At 75.0% G+C, this 13,547-nt stretch carries 15 protein-coding genes; 5 read left to right on the top strand and 10 right to left on the bottom strand.

Going from position 1 to position 13,547, the window contains the following annotated elements:
- Nucleotides 1-59: 59 nt before the first annotated feature.
- Genes O7602_RS10315 through O7602_RS10360 form a run of 10 tightly spaced genes read right to left on the bottom strand, consistent with a single transcriptional unit; the run spans nucleotide 60 to nucleotide 8,605 of the window.
- The gene (locus O7602_RS10315; protein ID WP_281588201.1) at nucleotides 60-1,424 is read right to left on the bottom strand and encodes an MmgE/PrpD family protein; all 1,365 of its coding nucleotides are present in this window, start codon (nucleotides 1,422-1,424) and stop codon (nucleotides 60-62) included.
- Nucleotides 1,421-2,356 (bottom strand): LLM class flavin-dependent oxidoreductase, encoded by a 936-nt coding sequence (locus tag O7602_RS10320; protein WP_281588203.1) that lies wholly within the window; start codon nucleotides 2,354-2,356, stop codon nucleotides 1,421-1,423. The genes O7602_RS10315 and O7602_RS10320 overlap by 4 nt, the downstream gene beginning before the upstream one ends.
- The gene (locus O7602_RS10325) at nucleotides 2,353-2,955 is read right to left on the bottom strand and encodes a hypothetical protein (RefSeq protein WP_281588205.1); all 603 of its coding nucleotides are present in this window, start codon (nucleotides 2,953-2,955) and stop codon (nucleotides 2,353-2,355) included. Before O7602_RS10325 ends, O7602_RS10320 begins: the two co-directional genes overlap by 4 nt.
- The gene (locus O7602_RS10330) at nucleotides 2,952-3,305 is read right to left on the bottom strand and encodes an EthD domain-containing protein (RefSeq protein ID WP_281588206.1); all 354 of its coding nucleotides are present in this window, start codon (nucleotides 3,303-3,305) and stop codon (nucleotides 2,952-2,954) included. The genes O7602_RS10325 and O7602_RS10330 overlap by 4 nt, the downstream gene beginning before the upstream one ends.
- The gene (locus tag O7602_RS10335; RefSeq protein WP_281588208.1) at nucleotides 3,302-3,823 is read right to left on the bottom strand and encodes a hypothetical protein; all 522 of its coding nucleotides are present in this window, start codon (nucleotides 3,821-3,823) and stop codon (nucleotides 3,302-3,304) included. The genes O7602_RS10330 and O7602_RS10335 overlap by 4 nt, the downstream gene beginning before the upstream one ends.
- Complete coding sequence (locus O7602_RS10340; RefSeq protein WP_281588210.1) at nucleotides 3,823-4,701, bottom strand: DUF3891 family protein; 879 nt, start codon at nucleotides 4,699-4,701, stop codon at nucleotides 3,823-3,825. The genes O7602_RS10335 and O7602_RS10340 overlap by 1 nt, the downstream gene beginning before the upstream one ends.
- Complete coding sequence (locus tag O7602_RS10345) at nucleotides 4,698-6,110, bottom strand: MmgE/PrpD family protein (protein WP_281588211.1); 1,413 nt, start codon at nucleotides 6,108-6,110, stop codon at nucleotides 4,698-4,700. Before O7602_RS10345 ends, O7602_RS10340 begins: the two co-directional genes overlap by 4 nt.
- Before the next feature lie 37 nt (nucleotides 6,111-6,147).
- A complete protein-coding gene (locus O7602_RS10350; RefSeq protein ID WP_281588212.1) occupies nucleotides 6,148-6,993 on the bottom strand; it encodes a cyclase family protein in 846 nt (281 codons plus the stop codon).
- Nucleotides 6,990-7,832 (bottom strand): CoA ester lyase, encoded by an 843-nt coding sequence (locus O7602_RS10355; protein WP_281588214.1) that lies wholly within the window; start codon nucleotides 7,830-7,832, stop codon nucleotides 6,990-6,992. The genes O7602_RS10350 and O7602_RS10355 overlap by 4 nt, the downstream gene beginning before the upstream one ends.
- Nucleotides 7,829-8,605 (bottom strand): IclR family transcriptional regulator, encoded by a 777-nt coding sequence (locus tag O7602_RS10360; protein ID WP_281588217.1) that lies wholly within the window; start codon nucleotides 8,603-8,605, stop codon nucleotides 7,829-7,831. The genes O7602_RS10355 and O7602_RS10360 overlap by 4 nt, the downstream gene beginning before the upstream one ends.
- Before the next feature lie 204 nt (nucleotides 8,606-8,809).
- Between O7602_RS10360 and O7602_RS10365 the strand changes: the two genes are divergently transcribed.
- The 5 genes from O7602_RS10365 to O7602_RS10385 are packed head-to-tail and all read left to right on the top strand — an operon-like array spanning nucleotide 8,810 to nucleotide 13,547.
- Nucleotides 8,810-10,057 (top strand): ABC transporter substrate-binding protein, encoded by a 1,248-nt coding sequence (locus O7602_RS10365; protein ID WP_281588218.1) that lies wholly within the window; start codon nucleotides 8,810-8,812, stop codon nucleotides 10,055-10,057.
- Nucleotides 10,054-11,085: a branched-chain amino acid ABC transporter permease gene (locus O7602_RS10370; protein ID WP_281588220.1), complete on the top strand. Its 1,032-nt coding sequence runs from the start codon at nucleotides 10,054-10,056 to the stop codon at nucleotides 11,083-11,085. The genes O7602_RS10365 and O7602_RS10370 overlap by 4 nt, the downstream gene beginning before the upstream one ends.
- Complete coding sequence (locus O7602_RS10375) at nucleotides 11,082-12,131, top strand: branched-chain amino acid ABC transporter permease (RefSeq protein ID WP_281588222.1); 1,050 nt, start codon at nucleotides 11,082-11,084, stop codon at nucleotides 12,129-12,131. Before O7602_RS10370 ends, O7602_RS10375 begins: the two co-directional genes overlap by 4 nt.
- Nucleotides 12,128-12,859, top strand: a complete 732-nt coding sequence (locus O7602_RS10380; protein ID WP_281588224.1) for an ABC transporter ATP-binding protein — start codon at nucleotides 12,128-12,130, stop codon at nucleotides 12,857-12,859. The genes O7602_RS10375 and O7602_RS10380 overlap by 4 nt, the downstream gene beginning before the upstream one ends.
- Nucleotides 12,846-13,547 (top strand): ABC transporter ATP-binding protein, encoded by a 702-nt coding sequence (locus O7602_RS10385; protein WP_281588226.1) that lies wholly within the window; start codon nucleotides 12,846-12,848, stop codon nucleotides 13,545-13,547. The genes O7602_RS10380 and O7602_RS10385 overlap by 14 nt, the downstream gene beginning before the upstream one ends.

Below are 13,547 nucleotides of genomic sequence, written 5' to 3' on the forward strand. Positions count from 1 at the left end.
CCAGGGGACAGGGGTGGCTCAGCCATTAGACAGGACGGTACCGACAGCAGGGCAGGCGGTCAGGGGCAGAACGTGCCGACGACCTCGGCGGCCACCCGGGTCAGGGCGTCGCCGCCGGCCGTGTCGTCGAGGAGCCCGGTCACCACCGCGTCGACGGCCGCCGGGGTGAGCACGTCCTCGGCGTTGCGGCGGAACTTGGTGACCACCTCGTCGACGGTCAGCGGGTCGCTCGGGTTGCCCCGCGCGTTGCGTACCGTGGCCGACGCCGTGACGCCGTCCCGCCACCCGACCGTGACCGTCGCCGGTCGTTCGTGCGGCAGGGCGGCGGTGAACGTCGGCTCCTCGCGCAGCCGGACCGACGCGGCCAGCGCGCCGACCTCGGGACGGGCCAGCCGGTCGGGCAGGAAGCCGGCCGCCGCCAGCTCGCCGTCGAGAGCGAGGGTGGCCAGGCTGACCGGCACCGAGAACCGCGCGTGCAGGTCCGAGGAGACCTCGGCGGCGGACAGCGAGGCGGCGAACGCGAACGTGTCGACCTCGATCCAGGCCAGGCCGTCGTGGTCGCGTACCGGGTCCGGCACGCCCGCGACGGCGGCGCGGAACGCGTCCAGCGCCGGGTGCACCCAGCGTGCGCAGGCGTACGGCTTGAGGTAGCTGTCGACGAGCCGCCACCGGCTGCCCAGCCCCGAGGTCAGCTCCGCGGCGGACAGGTCGGTGCAGACCAGGCCGTCGAGGAGGCCCGTGAGCAGGGCGGTCGACGCGGTGGCGCCGTCGGCCGCGCGACGGGCGGCGGCGGCGCCGTGCCAGGCGCCCAGCCCGGTCCACAGGTTGCGGACCGTGCCGCCGCGCATCGGCACGGCCAGGGTCGCGGCCATCGGCGCCGAGCCGGCCAGCGCGACGGCGGTGGCGGTGGCAGCCGGGGGAAGGTCGTCGAGCAGCGCGGTGGCGACCGCCGCGGCGACCGGGCCGTGGATGCCGTGCGGGTGCAGGCCGGGCCGCAGGGTGGTGCCGACGCCGAACCGCATGCCGATCTCGTTGGCGACCAGGAAGATCTCGACGAGCCGCCGGTCGTCGGCCCCGTTCGCGGCGGCGTGCAGCAGCACGGGCAGCGAGTGCGGCGCGGGGTGCGCCGTCGGCACCGGCGGCAGCCGGTGACCCTGCGGGTGGAAGGACCCGCCGGAGTCGGCGTCCAGCCAGGTCGCGGCCGTGCCGAGGGTGAGCAGCCGGCCGAACGGGAGGTCGGCGCCGACCGCCGGGCGCAGCGCGTCGCCGAGCGCCCGCACGGCCGGGTAGCGCAGGCCACCCAGCAGCGCACCGAGCGTGTCGAGCAGCAGCGCGCGGGTGAAGCGGACGACCTCGGCGGGCGCGTCGTCGATCCGGGTCCGGTGGGCGAACGCGGCGATCCGCGCGGTGTCGACTCCGGTCATCGTCCGTCCCCCGTCATCCCGTCGCGGACCGCCCGGCCCAGGTCGTCGAGCCGCTCCCACACCCCGTCGAGGGCGCCGGCCAGCACCACGCCGTCGACGCCGGCCGCGGCGAACGCGGCGAACCGGTCCGCGACCGCCCGCCGGTCCCCGGTCACCACGAACCGGTCGCGGACGAACCGGTCCGCGTCGGCCGGCCCGGCGCTGCCGGCCCGGGCGCCGGCGGTGCCGTGCCGCCGGTAGTCGTGCGCCTCGGCCACGGCGGCGACCCCGCCGCGCATCGCCTCCGGCACGTCGAACCAGTCCGGCGCCTGCGCCAGCCGGGCCGCGCACGAGCCGAGCACCGGCGCGGCGGCGGCCTCGGCGCCGGCCTCGTCGCCGGTCACCACCGCGCGGACGAACATCCAGACCGGCACGTCCGCCCGCGCCGAACGGGCCAGCGCCACCGCCCTGCCGACGATCGCCGGATCCGCGCCCGCGTCGACGAGGACGCCGCCGAGCCGGGCGGCGGTGGCCGCGATGGTGCGCGGCCCGGACGCGGCGCCGAGGAGCAGCGCCGACGCCGGCGTCAGCTCGCGCAACGTGTCGAGCGCCGACTCGTACGCCCGCAGCGGCGGCGGTGTCAGCCCCTCGTTGCGGACCGAGCTCTCGCCCCGGCCGACCACGGTGAGCAGCCGGCCCGGATGGTGCGCGTCGAGGGTGCGCACCGCGCCGGCCACCGTGGCCGGGTGCCGCAGCCCGAGGCTGAGCACGCACGGCCCGGCGAGGCGGGCCGGGGTGGCGGCGAGCACCCGCCCGGTCTCCACCAGGCAGTCGGGGAACAGCCGTGGGCTGTCGGCCAGGGCGACCCCGTCGAGCCCCGCCGCGAGCGCGGCGCCGGCCAGGTCGACCGGGTCGGCCTCGCCCATCGGCCGGGCCACGTTCAGCACGATCATCGCAGCGCCTCGACGAGTCCGGCGACGTCAGGGCCGGCCGGCACGACGTCGGGAAGCCCGTCGGAGACCACGGACAGGGTGTGGGCCAGCCCGCCGGGCATGCCGGTGATGCCCGCGTCCCAGGCGCGCAGGGCGAGCCAGGCGGCGGCCGGGTCGTGCCCGGGCACGACCCCGGGCGGACCGATCACCATCAGGCTCGCCGCGAGGTCCAGCAGCGCCGGCAGCTCGTGCGCCGGCACCCCGGCCAGCCGCGCCGCGCAGACGGTGGCGGTCAGCACACCGGTGCTCACCGGCGCGGTGGACGCCGACCACGCGGTCGCGGCGGCCAGCCCGGCGTCGACGGCGGCCGACAGCTCCGCCACCGTCCGCCGCCGGGCCGTGCCGACCGCGAGACCGGCGAGCGTCGGCCCGACGGCCGGCCCGAGCGCCGCGCACCGCTCGCCGTTCCACCGCAACGCGACGTACGTCTCCGCCCGCGTCCCGGCGCCGAACAGCGGGAACTCCCCGTCCGGGGTGCCGACCCGCGTCGCCCACGCGGCCAGGGAGCCCTCCGGCGGCGGTAGCGCGGCCAACCCGGCCAGCACGGCGTCGACAGTCATCCCCGGGTCACCTCGGTGCTGTCGGTGACCAGGTAGAACATGAACTTCGTGCGACCGGCCGGGCCGCGTTCCGCCGGCAGCGGATGCTCCTCGAACCAGCGCAGGTAGTTCGCGTACGCCTCCTCGTCGGCGTAGTGCATCTCGGCGATCCGATAGAACGACAGGCCCTCCGGCACCTGCGCCGTGCCGCCGGAGGCCTGCCGCACCGGGCGCAGCACCTTGTTGAAGACGATCCGGTCGAGGTGCGGGTTGGCCAGCAGGTCCGGCGCGTGCACCTCGAAGAGCCAGCGCTCGTACTCCTGCGGGCTGACGCCCTCCTCGATCTCGTAGCCGAGGATGGTCTTGATCATGCGCTTCCTCTCCTCACCGTCCACAGATGGGACTCGGCGCCCACGCCGAACCCCTCCAACCGCACCCGCGCCGGCTCGATCCGGACCCCGGCCAGCTCGGCGGCCACCTCGTCGTCGGTCCGCACGGGCGCTCGGGTGCAGCCGGCCGCCCGCTGCCGGGCCACCTCCCGCCGGTAGACCGCGAGCGTCCAGTCCGGGGGCATCACCGCCGCCGTCCCCCGCACGGCCACCGCGCGGGGTGGGAGCCGGCCGATGTCGAAGACGTGCGGCCGTTCGTTCGTCGCCCCCGGCGCCGGCGCGCCGACCCAGCAGACGAGCGTGTGCGGGTCCCGCCGCCACTGGTCGAGCCGCCGGTGGCCGGCGCGCTGCACCAGGCTGACCGACCAGTCCGGCTCCAGGAACGCGGTCGTCGTGCGGCTCACCGGAAAACCGTCCTGGTCGATCGTGGTCACCTGCGCGAAGCCGGCCTCGCCGAGCACGAAGGCGTACGCGGCGGCGCGGGCGGTGGCGACGTCCATCAGCGGCTCCACGGCGCGAGGCGCCAGGTCGTCACGGTGGCCGGCGTGCGGCCGACCCGGGCGGCGAGTTCGGCGTGCGTGTACGCCCGGTCCGGCACGACCACGCCGCACACGTCGACGGTCACGCCGGGGCGGCGGAACGGGTACGGGTCCAGCCGGAGCACGCCCGGCTCCCGGACGCCCACGGTGATCCGCTCGACCGGGCCGAACGGGTTCGTGCGCACCGGCGGCAGCAGCACGTCCTCGGCCGGATGGTCGAGGGCGGCCAGTTGCGGACCCCAGGGCCGGGCCGGACCCGGCTCGGCGGTCGGCTGCGGCGGCATCACGCACAGGTAGAGCGAGAGCAGGTCCCACAGCTGCAACAGCTCGTAGTTGTGCCAGAGCCGGGTCTCGAACGCGGCCCGCGGCTCGGTCGCCGTCCAGGCCAGCCGCTTCGCCGCGATCCACCGCCGTTCCTCGGCGTCGACCGCCGCGTCCTGCGCGGCCCGGCCGTCGGCGCCGAGGTCCAGCCGGCCCCGGGCGCCCGGCGTCGACCACCGGCCCCGGTAGAGGCCGGTCCAGTGCATCCCGACCAGCACGCCGGCGTACACGTCGCCGAGCGCCACCCGCTCGACGCCCTGGCGGTAGAGCCGCACGTGCTCGGTCGCGTCGATCTCCAGGAAGTGCAGCGGCCGGCGCTCCAGCTCGTGCAGGAGCACCCGGGCGTCCCACGCCCGCCAGCCCTCGTCGTGCCGGGTGGCCGCGGTGCGCACCGGCGGGCCCGGCGTCGGCGGCTCGAACCGGTCGTTGCCCCACGCGGTCGCCAGCTCGCCGGCGACCCGGCCGTGTTCGACCTGCTCGACCAGGTGCAGCGCGCCGTCGCGCCGGGTGACGATCATGCCGCCACCGCCGCCGCCCGCAGCGCGGCGCCGAGCGAACGGGCGTCCCCGCCGGCGGCCAGCCCGTCGACCGCGGCGAGCACGGCGTCGGCGTGCCCGGGGAACCGGTGGTCGAGCAGCCGCCGGGCCTTCGTCCGCGAGGCGTCCCGGTCGAAGGCCCGCGTGCCGTCGCCGCGCGGCAGGTCGGCGGCGCCGGTCAGCTCGCTGCCGTCGGCGCGGACGACCCGGACCCGGGCCGGGCGGCCGGCCGGATAGCCGGCGTCCAGCGCCGGGTCGTGCCGCACCTCGACCCGTGCCGCCAGGTCGCGCACCGGCGCCGAGCAGACCGTCGCCGTGGTCAGCGTGGTCTCGTCGAGCGCGCCGGTGAGCAACGCGACCGCGACCGAGGTGGGCACGCTGAACCGGGCGGCCAGCTCGCTGCCGGCGACCGTGTCGAACCGGGCCGCGTGCGCGAACGTGCGCACCTCGACGCGGTCCACGTCCGTGAGCGGGCCGGTCGCGGCCACGATGTCCGCCACCGCGTCGTTGACGCCGTGCAGGTGGGCGCAGGTGGGGTGCGCCTTGGTGTAGCCGGCCAGCACCTCGTGGCCGTGCTCCGGCCCGCCGGCCGACCAGTCGCGGGCAGCGACCGCCGCGAAGTGCCGCTCCAGCGCGCCGGGCAGCGGTTCCAGGCCGGCCACGGCCGCCGCGCCGAGGCTGGCGCCCAGCTGCACCGACGCGCCCAGGAACGCGTGCCCGCCGGTGCGGCCGGCGAAGACGGTCGCCGCGTCGCTGAGCAGCACGGCGGAACCGGCCAGTTCGATCGCGCGGCGCGCGGCGTCCACGTCGCCGGGGGCCAGCAGCCGGGCCACCCCGGCCGCCGCGCCGACCTGACCCCAGGTGCCGATGTCGTGTACGCCGTCCGGCGTGCCGCCCATCGCCCGGCCGACCCGGACCCCGACCTGGTAGCCGGCCAGCACCGACGACAGCAGCTCCGCGCCGGTCAGGTCCCGGTCCTCGGCGAGCGCCAGCACGGCCGGCACCACGTGCGACGCCGGATGCCCGCGGGCCGGCCGGTGCCCGTCCTGCAACTGGTCCGCCGCGATCGCGCTGCCGTTGAGGAACTGGGCGTCGCCGACGGGCCGCCGGTGCGGCGAACCCACCACCGTCGACGCGCCCGAGCCCGTGCAACCGGCTGCCAGCGCCCGCAGCTCGGCCCGCCCGCTGCCGAGCGCGGCGACCGCGACCGTGTCCGCGACCAGGTCGAGGACCCGGTCCCGCACGGCCGCCGGCGCGGACGCCCAGTCGGTGGCCGCGGCGGTCGCGGCGAGCCGCTCGATCATCCCCGCACCCGGGCCGTCAGGCCGGCCGACGTCCGGGGCGGGGGCCACGACGGGCACCACCGCGGCGACGTCCTCCCGGTCGGGCATCCGCGCGGCGGCCAGCTCCGCCGAACTGACGGCGTGCTCACGGGGTCACCGCCGCGAAGGGGCGGATCGGTGAGCCGGTGCCGCCGACGATGCGCAGCGGCGCCATCACGAAGACGAACGCGGTGAGCCCCTCGGCGGCGGCGTGCTCCAGGTTGAGGTGTTCGACGATGTGGATGCCGGCGTCGACGAGCAGCACCCGGTGCACGGGCAGCACGCTGTGCCCGACCCCCGGCCTGATCTGCTCGTACGCCGTGGTGTCCGAGCCGGTGGCGGCCACCCGCCGCGCGGCCAGCCACCCGGCGGCGTCGGTGGTGACGCCCGGCACGCCGGTGGCCTGCCCGAGATAGGTGGCCGCGTCGTCGAAGTGCCGGGCCCAGCCGGTGCGCACCAGCGCGACGTCGCCGGGGCCGGGTTCGGCCCCGGCCCGTTCGGCGGCGGCGGTCAGGTCGGCCGCGGTCACGCCGTAGCCGGCGGGCAGCACGTCGACCCCGTGCACGGCGGCCACGTCGAGCAGCACCCCGCGGGTGAGCAGCGCGGGGGTGTGTTCGGCGCCGAGCGCGGTGAACCGGCCGCCGGTCTGCGCCGCCGCGGCGTCCACGTCGCCGTGCAGCCGACCGTCATGGCTGACGTGGGAGAGCGCGTCGACGTGGGTGCCGACGTGCCCGCCGGTCACGATCATCTCGTTCGCCGCCGAGCCGCCGTCCGGGCGGACCATGTCGCCGTGCCGGCGGATCAGGCTCATCTGGAAGCCGGGGTGGTTCGGCGAGCACGGCATGCCCGTGAAGTGCGGGTGCCCGAGCTCGACGAGCCGTACCCCCGCGGTCACCGCGGCGAGCAGAGCGTCGTCCGTACGCGCCGGGCGGGCCTGCGGCTCGATGGTCAACTCGTTCCTCCTGGAGGCGGTTCGGACGGTTCGATCAGGTCGAGGACGAGCCGGGCCCGGCGGACCACCGCGGGGTCGACGAACCGGCCGTCGGCGTCGAGCACGGCCACCTCGCCGGCTTCCTCGGCGCGCGCGGCGGCGGAGACGACTGCCCGCGCGGCCGTCACCTCGCCGGCGGTCGGGGTGAAGACCTCGTGCACGACCGGGATCTGTCGGGGATGGACGACCGAGCGACCGACGAAGCCGGCGGCCCGGGCCCGTTCGGTGCTGGCGCGCAGGCCGTCGAGGTCGGCGACGTCGGTGTAGACGCTCTGCACCGGGGAGGGGAGCCCGGCGGCCCGGGCCGCGACCACCACCCAGCCGCGTGCCCAGGCCAACCCGTCGTCGCCGGTCACCCGCAGGTCGGCCGAGAGATCGGCCTCGCCCAGCCCGAGCCCCGCGACCAGGGGGTGCGCGGTGGCCAGCTCGGTGGCCCGGGCCAGTCCGGCGGCGCTCTCCAGGAGGAGTTGCAGCGGCAGCCCCGCTCGGGTGGCGGCCTGGCGGATCACGTCCGGGTCCTCGCAGCGCGGCACCCGCAGGCCGGACAGGTCGAGTCCGGCCAGCGCGTCGATGTCGGCCTCGCCCCAGGGGCCGGCCGGGTCGTTCACGCGTACCCACACCTGCCGGTCGTGGCCGCCCTGGGCGGCCACCCGCAGCGCGGTTTCCCGGGCCGTCGTCTTCGCCGCCGGCGGCACCGCGTCCTCCAGGTCGACGACCACCGCGTCGGCGCCGGCGGCGAGTGCCTTCGCCACCCGGTCGGCGCGGTGGCCGGGCACATAGAGCCAGGATCGCGGCGTCACTTGGGCAGCCCGCCGGACCAGCCCAGCGCCCGGGAGATGCGGTCGGCGGCCTCCCGTACCAGCGGGCCGTAGCGTTCCCGGGCGGTCGCGTCGACCCGGTGCGCCGGGCCGCAGACCGAGAGGGCGCCGACGACCGCGCCGTCGATGCCGAAGACCGGCGCCGCGACCGAACCGGCGCCCTCCTGCCGCTCGCCGTCGGAGTGGGCGATCCCGGTCTCGCGGATCTCGCCGAGCCGGGTGCGGAGCAGGTCGCGGTCGGTCACGGTGCGGGCGGTCAGCGGCGGCAGCCCGGCGGCGAGCGCCGCCTCCCGCTCGGTGTCGGGCAGGAAGGCCAGGATGCAGGTGCTGGAGCTGCCGGCGTGCAGCGGGAAACGGCGGCCCACCTCGACCGTCATCTTGATTTCCCGGGTGGACTCGACCTGGTCGAGATAGACCCGGCCGCCGTGCACCCGGGCGGACACGGTCGTCGTCTCGCCGGTGGTCAGTTGCAGCTCGCGCAGGACGGGCATCGCGACGGTGCGCAGTTGGGACTCGCGCAGCGCGCGGGCGCCGAGGGCGGCGGCTGCCGGGCCGAGCTGGTAGCCGCGGCTCGCGGGATCGCTCACCAGCAGCCGGCGCTCGACGAGGGTCTGCAGGATCCGGTGCACGACCGCCTTGGACAGGTCGAGGCTGCGGGCGATCGCGGTGACCCCGAGGAAGTCCGGCCCGTCGGTGAACAGGAGGAGGACGTCGGCCACGCGGCTCGCCGTCTCGGTGCCCTGACTCTCTGCCACGTGTTCATCTCCAGACGCTGTTTCCGCCAGCGGAACACGATTCCAGCACTGACCAAGTAGATGGTCAACCCCCAAAAAAGCCTTCAAGCTGCGATGAAGAAGATTCTTCGACTAACCCTTGACCGGGTAGGCGGGCGGTGCCAGCATCATCCCCCATGTGATGTTCCGTGCTGCGGAACACGGTCACCCCCAGGAGCTGACGCCATGAGGAAGACCTGGACCCTGAGCCTCGCCCTGACCCTGCCGCTGGCCCTCGCCGCGTGCGGCGGGTCGGGACCCGCCGGCACGAGCAACGGTGGCGGTGCGCAGTCGGGCGGCACGATAAAGATCGGTTCCCTGCACCCGCTCAGCGGCGCGTCCGCGGCCGACGGGCAGCAGATGGACAACGGCGCCAAGCTGGCCGTGGAGGCCATCAACGACGCCGGCGGCATCAAGTCGCAGGGCGGCAAGAAGCTGGAACTGGTGAGTGCCGACACCCAGGGCAAGCCGGAGGTCGGCCAGAGCGAGGCGCAGCGCCTCATCTCCGACGGCGCGGTCGGCCTGGTCGGCACCTACCAGAGCGCGGTCACCGCGAACGTGTCCACGGTGGCCGAACGCAACAAGGTGCCGCTGGTGATCGACGTGTCGAGTGCGGACTCGATCCTGGCCCAGGGCTACAAGTACACGTTCCGGGTGCAGCCCAGCTCCACCGTGCTCGGCACCGCCGGAGCGCAGTTCCTCGACCAGGTGGCCAAGGCGGCCGGCCAGCCGGTCAAGACCGTGGCCGTGCTGCACGAGCAGGGCCCGTTCGGCACCGCCGTCCGGGACGCGTTCAAGGCCGAGGCGGAGAAGGCCGGCATCAAGGTCGGCCCGGCGATCGGCTACGACGCCGCGAACGTCTCCGACCTGACCACACAGGTCACCCAGGTCAAGGCCAGCGGCGCCGACGTGCTGATGGTGGCCGGCTACTACCGCGACGGCGTACTGGCGGCCAAGGCCGTCGCCACCGTGAAGCCGCCGGCCCTCAACGCGGTCTACGGCGTCGCCAACGGCGCGTTCGACCTCCCGCAGTTCCCCAAGGAGGCGGGCGCCGCGGCCGAGGGTTTCTTCGACGCGAACTACCACGCCGACATGACCAACCCCGACATGCAGGCGCTGGCCAAGCTCTACCAGGAGCGCTACAACGATGAGATCCGCACCGGCGCGGTGCTCGCGTACGACTCGGTCCGGGTGATCGCCGACGCGCTGGAACGGGCCGGCGGCGCCGAGCCGGCCAAGGTGCGCGACGCGATCGCCGAGGGTTCGGTGCCGACGCTCATCGCCGGCAACGGCCCGATCACGTTCGGCCCGACCGGGGAGAACGAGAACGCCACGCCGATCCTCATGCAGGTCCAGGGTGGCGTGGTCAAGCAGGTGTTCCCGGCCGACAAGGCGGAGGCCAAGCCCGTCTACCCCGCCCTCAAGAACCAGTGACGTCGCCAGCCGACCAGGGCCACGTCGCCGCCGGCGGCGGCGACGTGGCGACCCTGGAGCCCGACGAGGTACGCGCGCCCGCCGGCCATGCCGTGCAGTGGCGACGGTACGCGCTGGTCGGCGCGCTCGTCGTGCTCGCGGTCGCGCTCGCCTACGTCCGCTCCGGCAGCGGGGTGGTCGTCGTCCAGGCGGTGGCCACCGGCGTTCTGATCGGCGGCGTCTACGGCCTGATCGCGATGGGCCTCACCCTGATCTTCGGCGTCCTCGACATCGTCAACTTCGCGCACGGCAGCTTCCTGGCGCTGGCCCTGTTCCTCACCTTCGGGCTCACCCAGGCCGGGCTGCATCCCTATCTCGCGCTCGCGGCCAGCGTGCCGGCGATGTTCCTGCTCGGTGTGCTGGTGCAGCGCGGCATCCTGGCCGGCGCGATGGGCAAGCCGCTGGAGAACCAGTTGCTGATCACGCTCGGCATCTCGCTGATCGTGGAGAACGCGCTGCTGCTGTTCTTCGGCGCCAACCCGCGCTCGGTGTCGCTTCCCGGCGACCGCGGCGTGCAGATCTTCGGGGCGGTGGCCAACCTGTCCCGGATCCTCGCCTTCGTCGGCGCGCTGCTCCTGGCCGGCCTGCTCTACCTGCTGCTGCAACGCACCCGGCTGGGCACGGCGATCCGCGCGGTGGCCGCCAACGACACCGGCGCGCAGCTCGTCGGCATCGACACCCGGGTGATCTACGCGGTGACCTTCGCGCTTGGCACCGCCTGCGCGGGCGCCGCCGGCACGCTCGTCGCGCCGCTCGTCACCATCGAGCCCACCACCGGCGCGCTGTTCAACATCGTGGCCTTCGTGGTGGTCGTGCTCGGCGGCATGGGCAACGTGGTCGGCGCGCTCGTCGGCGGCCTGGTCATCGGGCTGGCCGAGCAGCTCGGCGGCATCTACCTGCCCGGCCAGTCGCCGTTGCTGTCGGTGTTCATCGTCTTCGTGCTGGTGCTCTTCCTGCGTCCGCAGGGACTCTTCGGGAGGTCGGCATGACGACCACCACCGCCCCGCCGGCGCCGGAGGCCGCGACCGGCAAGCCGCTGCCCCGCCTGCCGTGGAACCGGCACCTGCTCGCCATCGCGGTGGTCGCCGTGCTGCTGGTGCCGTTGCCGCTGGTCCTGCCGCCGGCGCAGGCGTCGGTCGCGGTGCGGGTGCTCATCTTCGCGCTGATGAGCATCGGCTGGAACATGATGAGCGGCTTCGGCGGCCTGTTCAGCTTCGGGCACGCGGCCTACTTCGGCATCGGCGCGTACGCCGGCGCCTGGCTCCTGGTCGAGCGCCAGGTGTCGCCGTGGATCGGGATGCTCGTCGGCATGGTGCTCGCCGCCGCGTTCGCCACCCTGATCGGCTTCCTCGCGCTGCGTTACAAGCTGCGCGGCGCCTACTTCGCGCTTGCCACCTTCGCGTTCGCCGAGATGCTCCGGCTCTGGGCGACGAACAGCGACTTCGTCAACCGGGCGGTCGGCTACCACGTGCCGCTGCGCCCCGACGCCTCGTGGTGGTGGCTCCAGTTCGAGCCCAGCTCGCCGAACTACTTCTGGGTCGCGCTCGCGCTCACCGTCGCCGCGCTCGTGGTCAGCGTGCTGTACGTCCGCTCCCGGGCCGGGCAGTTCACCAAGGCGGCCCGCGACGACGAGGACGCCGCCGCCGCGGTCGGCATCCCGGTGATGCGCTACAAGCTGACGACCATGGCGCTCTCGGCCGCGATCACCGCGGTCGCCGGGACCTTCTACGTGCAGTACTTCCTGTTCATCGACCCCGACCTGGCGTTCGGGTCGAGCGTGTCGATCCAGGCGATCCTGCCCGCGGTGATCGGCGGCGTGGCGACCATCTGGGGCCCGGTGATCGGCTCGGTGGTGATGGGTCCGCTGAACGACGTGACGGCGACGTTGCTGCGCAACCCGCCGCCCGGGCTGGAGTTCCTCCAGGGCCGCAGCGGGCTCGACGTGATCGTCTACGGGGCCCTGCTGATCATCATCGTGCTGGTCCTGCCGAAGGGCATCTACGGAACGATCCGGCAAAGGTGGTCCCGACGATGACGCTGCTGCGGGTCGACAACATCTCCAAGTCGTTCAAGGGCCTGCGCGCGGTCGACGAGGTGAGCTTCGAGGTCGCCGAGGGCAGCATCCTCGGCGTCATCGGGCCCAACGGCGCCGGCAAGACCACCATCTTCAACCTCATCGCGGGCGCGTTGCGGCCGGACTCCGGCCGGGTGCACCTGGCCGGTCGGGAGATCACCGGGCACTCGCCGCACCAGGTGACCGCCGCCGGCATGACCCGCACGTTCCAGCTGATGCGTCCGTTCCACTCGATGACCGTGCTGGAGAACGTCGCCGTCGCGGTGCTGGCCGGCGGCGCCGCCAAGCGGACCGCCCGGACCGCCGCCGCCGAGCTGATCGAGCGGGTCGGCCTCGGCCGGTGGCGCGACGCACCCACCGAGGGCCTGCCCACCGCCGCGCTCAAACGGTTGGAACTCGCCCGGGCGTTGGCCAGCAGGCCCCGCGTGCTGCTGCTGGACGAGGTGCTGGCCGGGCTGGTGCCGGCGGAGCGGGCGCCGGTGATGGAGCTGCTGGAACAGCTGCGCACCGCCGACGGCGTGACGCTCGTCTTCGTCGAGCACATCATGGCCGCCGTCATGCGGTTGTCGGACTCGGTGCTCGTGCTCGACCTGGGCCGGGTGCTCACCACCGGCGCGCCGGAGGAGGTGACCCGCGACCCGCGGGTCATCGAGGCATACCTCGGGGAGGACCCGCATGCTCACGCTTGAGGGGCTCAGCGCCGGCTACCACGGCCTGCAGATCCTGCACCAACTCGACCTGCGGGTCGCCGAGGGCGAGATCGTGGCGATCGTCGGCGCCAACGGCGCCGGCAAGACCACCACGCTCAAGGCGATCTCCGGGCTGATCAGGCCGACCGCGGGCACGATCACCTTCGACGGCCGGCGGGCCGACGGCGTACGCCCGAGCGAACTGGTCGGCCGCGGCCTGCTGCACGTGGCGGAGGGGCGGGCGCTGTTCGGGCCGCTCAGCGTCGAGGAGAACCTGCGGATGGGCGGCTGGACCCGGGGGCGCAAGCCGCTCGACGAGCCGCTGCGCGAGGTCTACGACCTGTTCCCGATCCTCGCCGAGCGGCGCGCCCAGGCCGCCGAGACGCTCAGCGGCGGGCAGCAGCAGATGCTCGCCATCGGCCGGGCGTTGATGGCCGGGCCGCGGCTGCTGCTGCTCGACGAGCCGTCCACCGGCCTGTCGCCGAAGCTGACCTGGACCGTGCTCGACGCGATCCGGGCGATCCGCGACCGGGGCGTCTCGGTGCTGCTGGTCGAGCAGAACGCCGCGCACGCGCTCAACCTGGCCGACCGGGCGTACGTGCTGGAGAGCGGCAGCCTGGTCCTCGACGGCCCGGGGCCGGAGCTGGCCCGCGACGACCGGGTCCGCGCCGCGTACCTGGGGCTCTGA

Origin of the sequence: Micromonospora sp. WMMD1128, assembly GCF_027497235.1 — a bacterium.
Taxonomy (GTDB): domain Bacteria; phylum Actinomycetota; class Actinomycetes; order Mycobacteriales; family Micromonosporaceae; genus Micromonospora.

What these genes read in the sequence shown, in the direction of transcription:
- O7602_RS10380 (WP_281588224.1), top strand. Translation starts at nt 12,128, where the DNA reads ATGACGCTGCTGCGGGTCGACAACATCTCCAAGTCGTTCAAGGGCCTG.
- O7602_RS10340 (WP_281588210.1), bottom strand. Translation starts at nt 4,701, where the DNA reads ATGATCGTCACCCGGCGCGACGGCGCGCTGCACCTGGTCGAGCAGGTC.
- O7602_RS10320 (WP_281588203.1), bottom strand. Translation starts at nt 2,356, where the DNA reads ATGATCGTGCTGAACGTGGCCCGGCCGATGGGCGAGGCCGACCCGGTC.
- O7602_RS10315 (WP_281588201.1), bottom strand. Translation starts at nt 1,424, where the DNA reads ATGACCGGAGTCGACACCGCGCGGATCGCCGCGTTCGCCCACCGGACC.
- O7602_RS10325 (WP_281588205.1), bottom strand. Translation starts at nt 2,955, where the DNA reads ATGACTGTCGACGCCGTGCTGGCCGGGTTGGCCGCGCTACCGCCGCCG.
- O7602_RS10385 (WP_281588226.1), top strand. Translation starts at nt 12,846, where the DNA reads ATGCTCACGCTTGAGGGGCTCAGCGCCGGCTACCACGGCCTGCAGATC.
- O7602_RS10375 (WP_281588222.1), top strand. Translation starts at nt 11,082, where the DNA reads ATGACGACCACCACCGCCCCGCCGGCGCCGGAGGCCGCGACCGGCAAG.
- O7602_RS10335 (WP_281588208.1), bottom strand. Translation starts at nt 3,823, where the DNA reads ATGGACGTCGCCACCGCCCGCGCCGCCGCGTACGCCTTCGTGCTCGGC.
- O7602_RS10365 (WP_281588218.1), top strand. Translation starts at nt 8,810, where the DNA reads ATGAGGAAGACCTGGACCCTGAGCCTCGCCCTGACCCTGCCGCTGGCC.
- O7602_RS10345 (WP_281588211.1), bottom strand. Translation starts at nt 6,110, where the DNA reads ATGCCCGACCGGGAGGACGTCGCCGCGGTGGTGCCCGTCGTGGCCCCC.
- O7602_RS10330 (WP_281588206.1), bottom strand. Translation starts at nt 3,305, where the DNA reads ATGATCAAGACCATCCTCGGCTACGAGATCGAGGAGGGCGTCAGCCCG.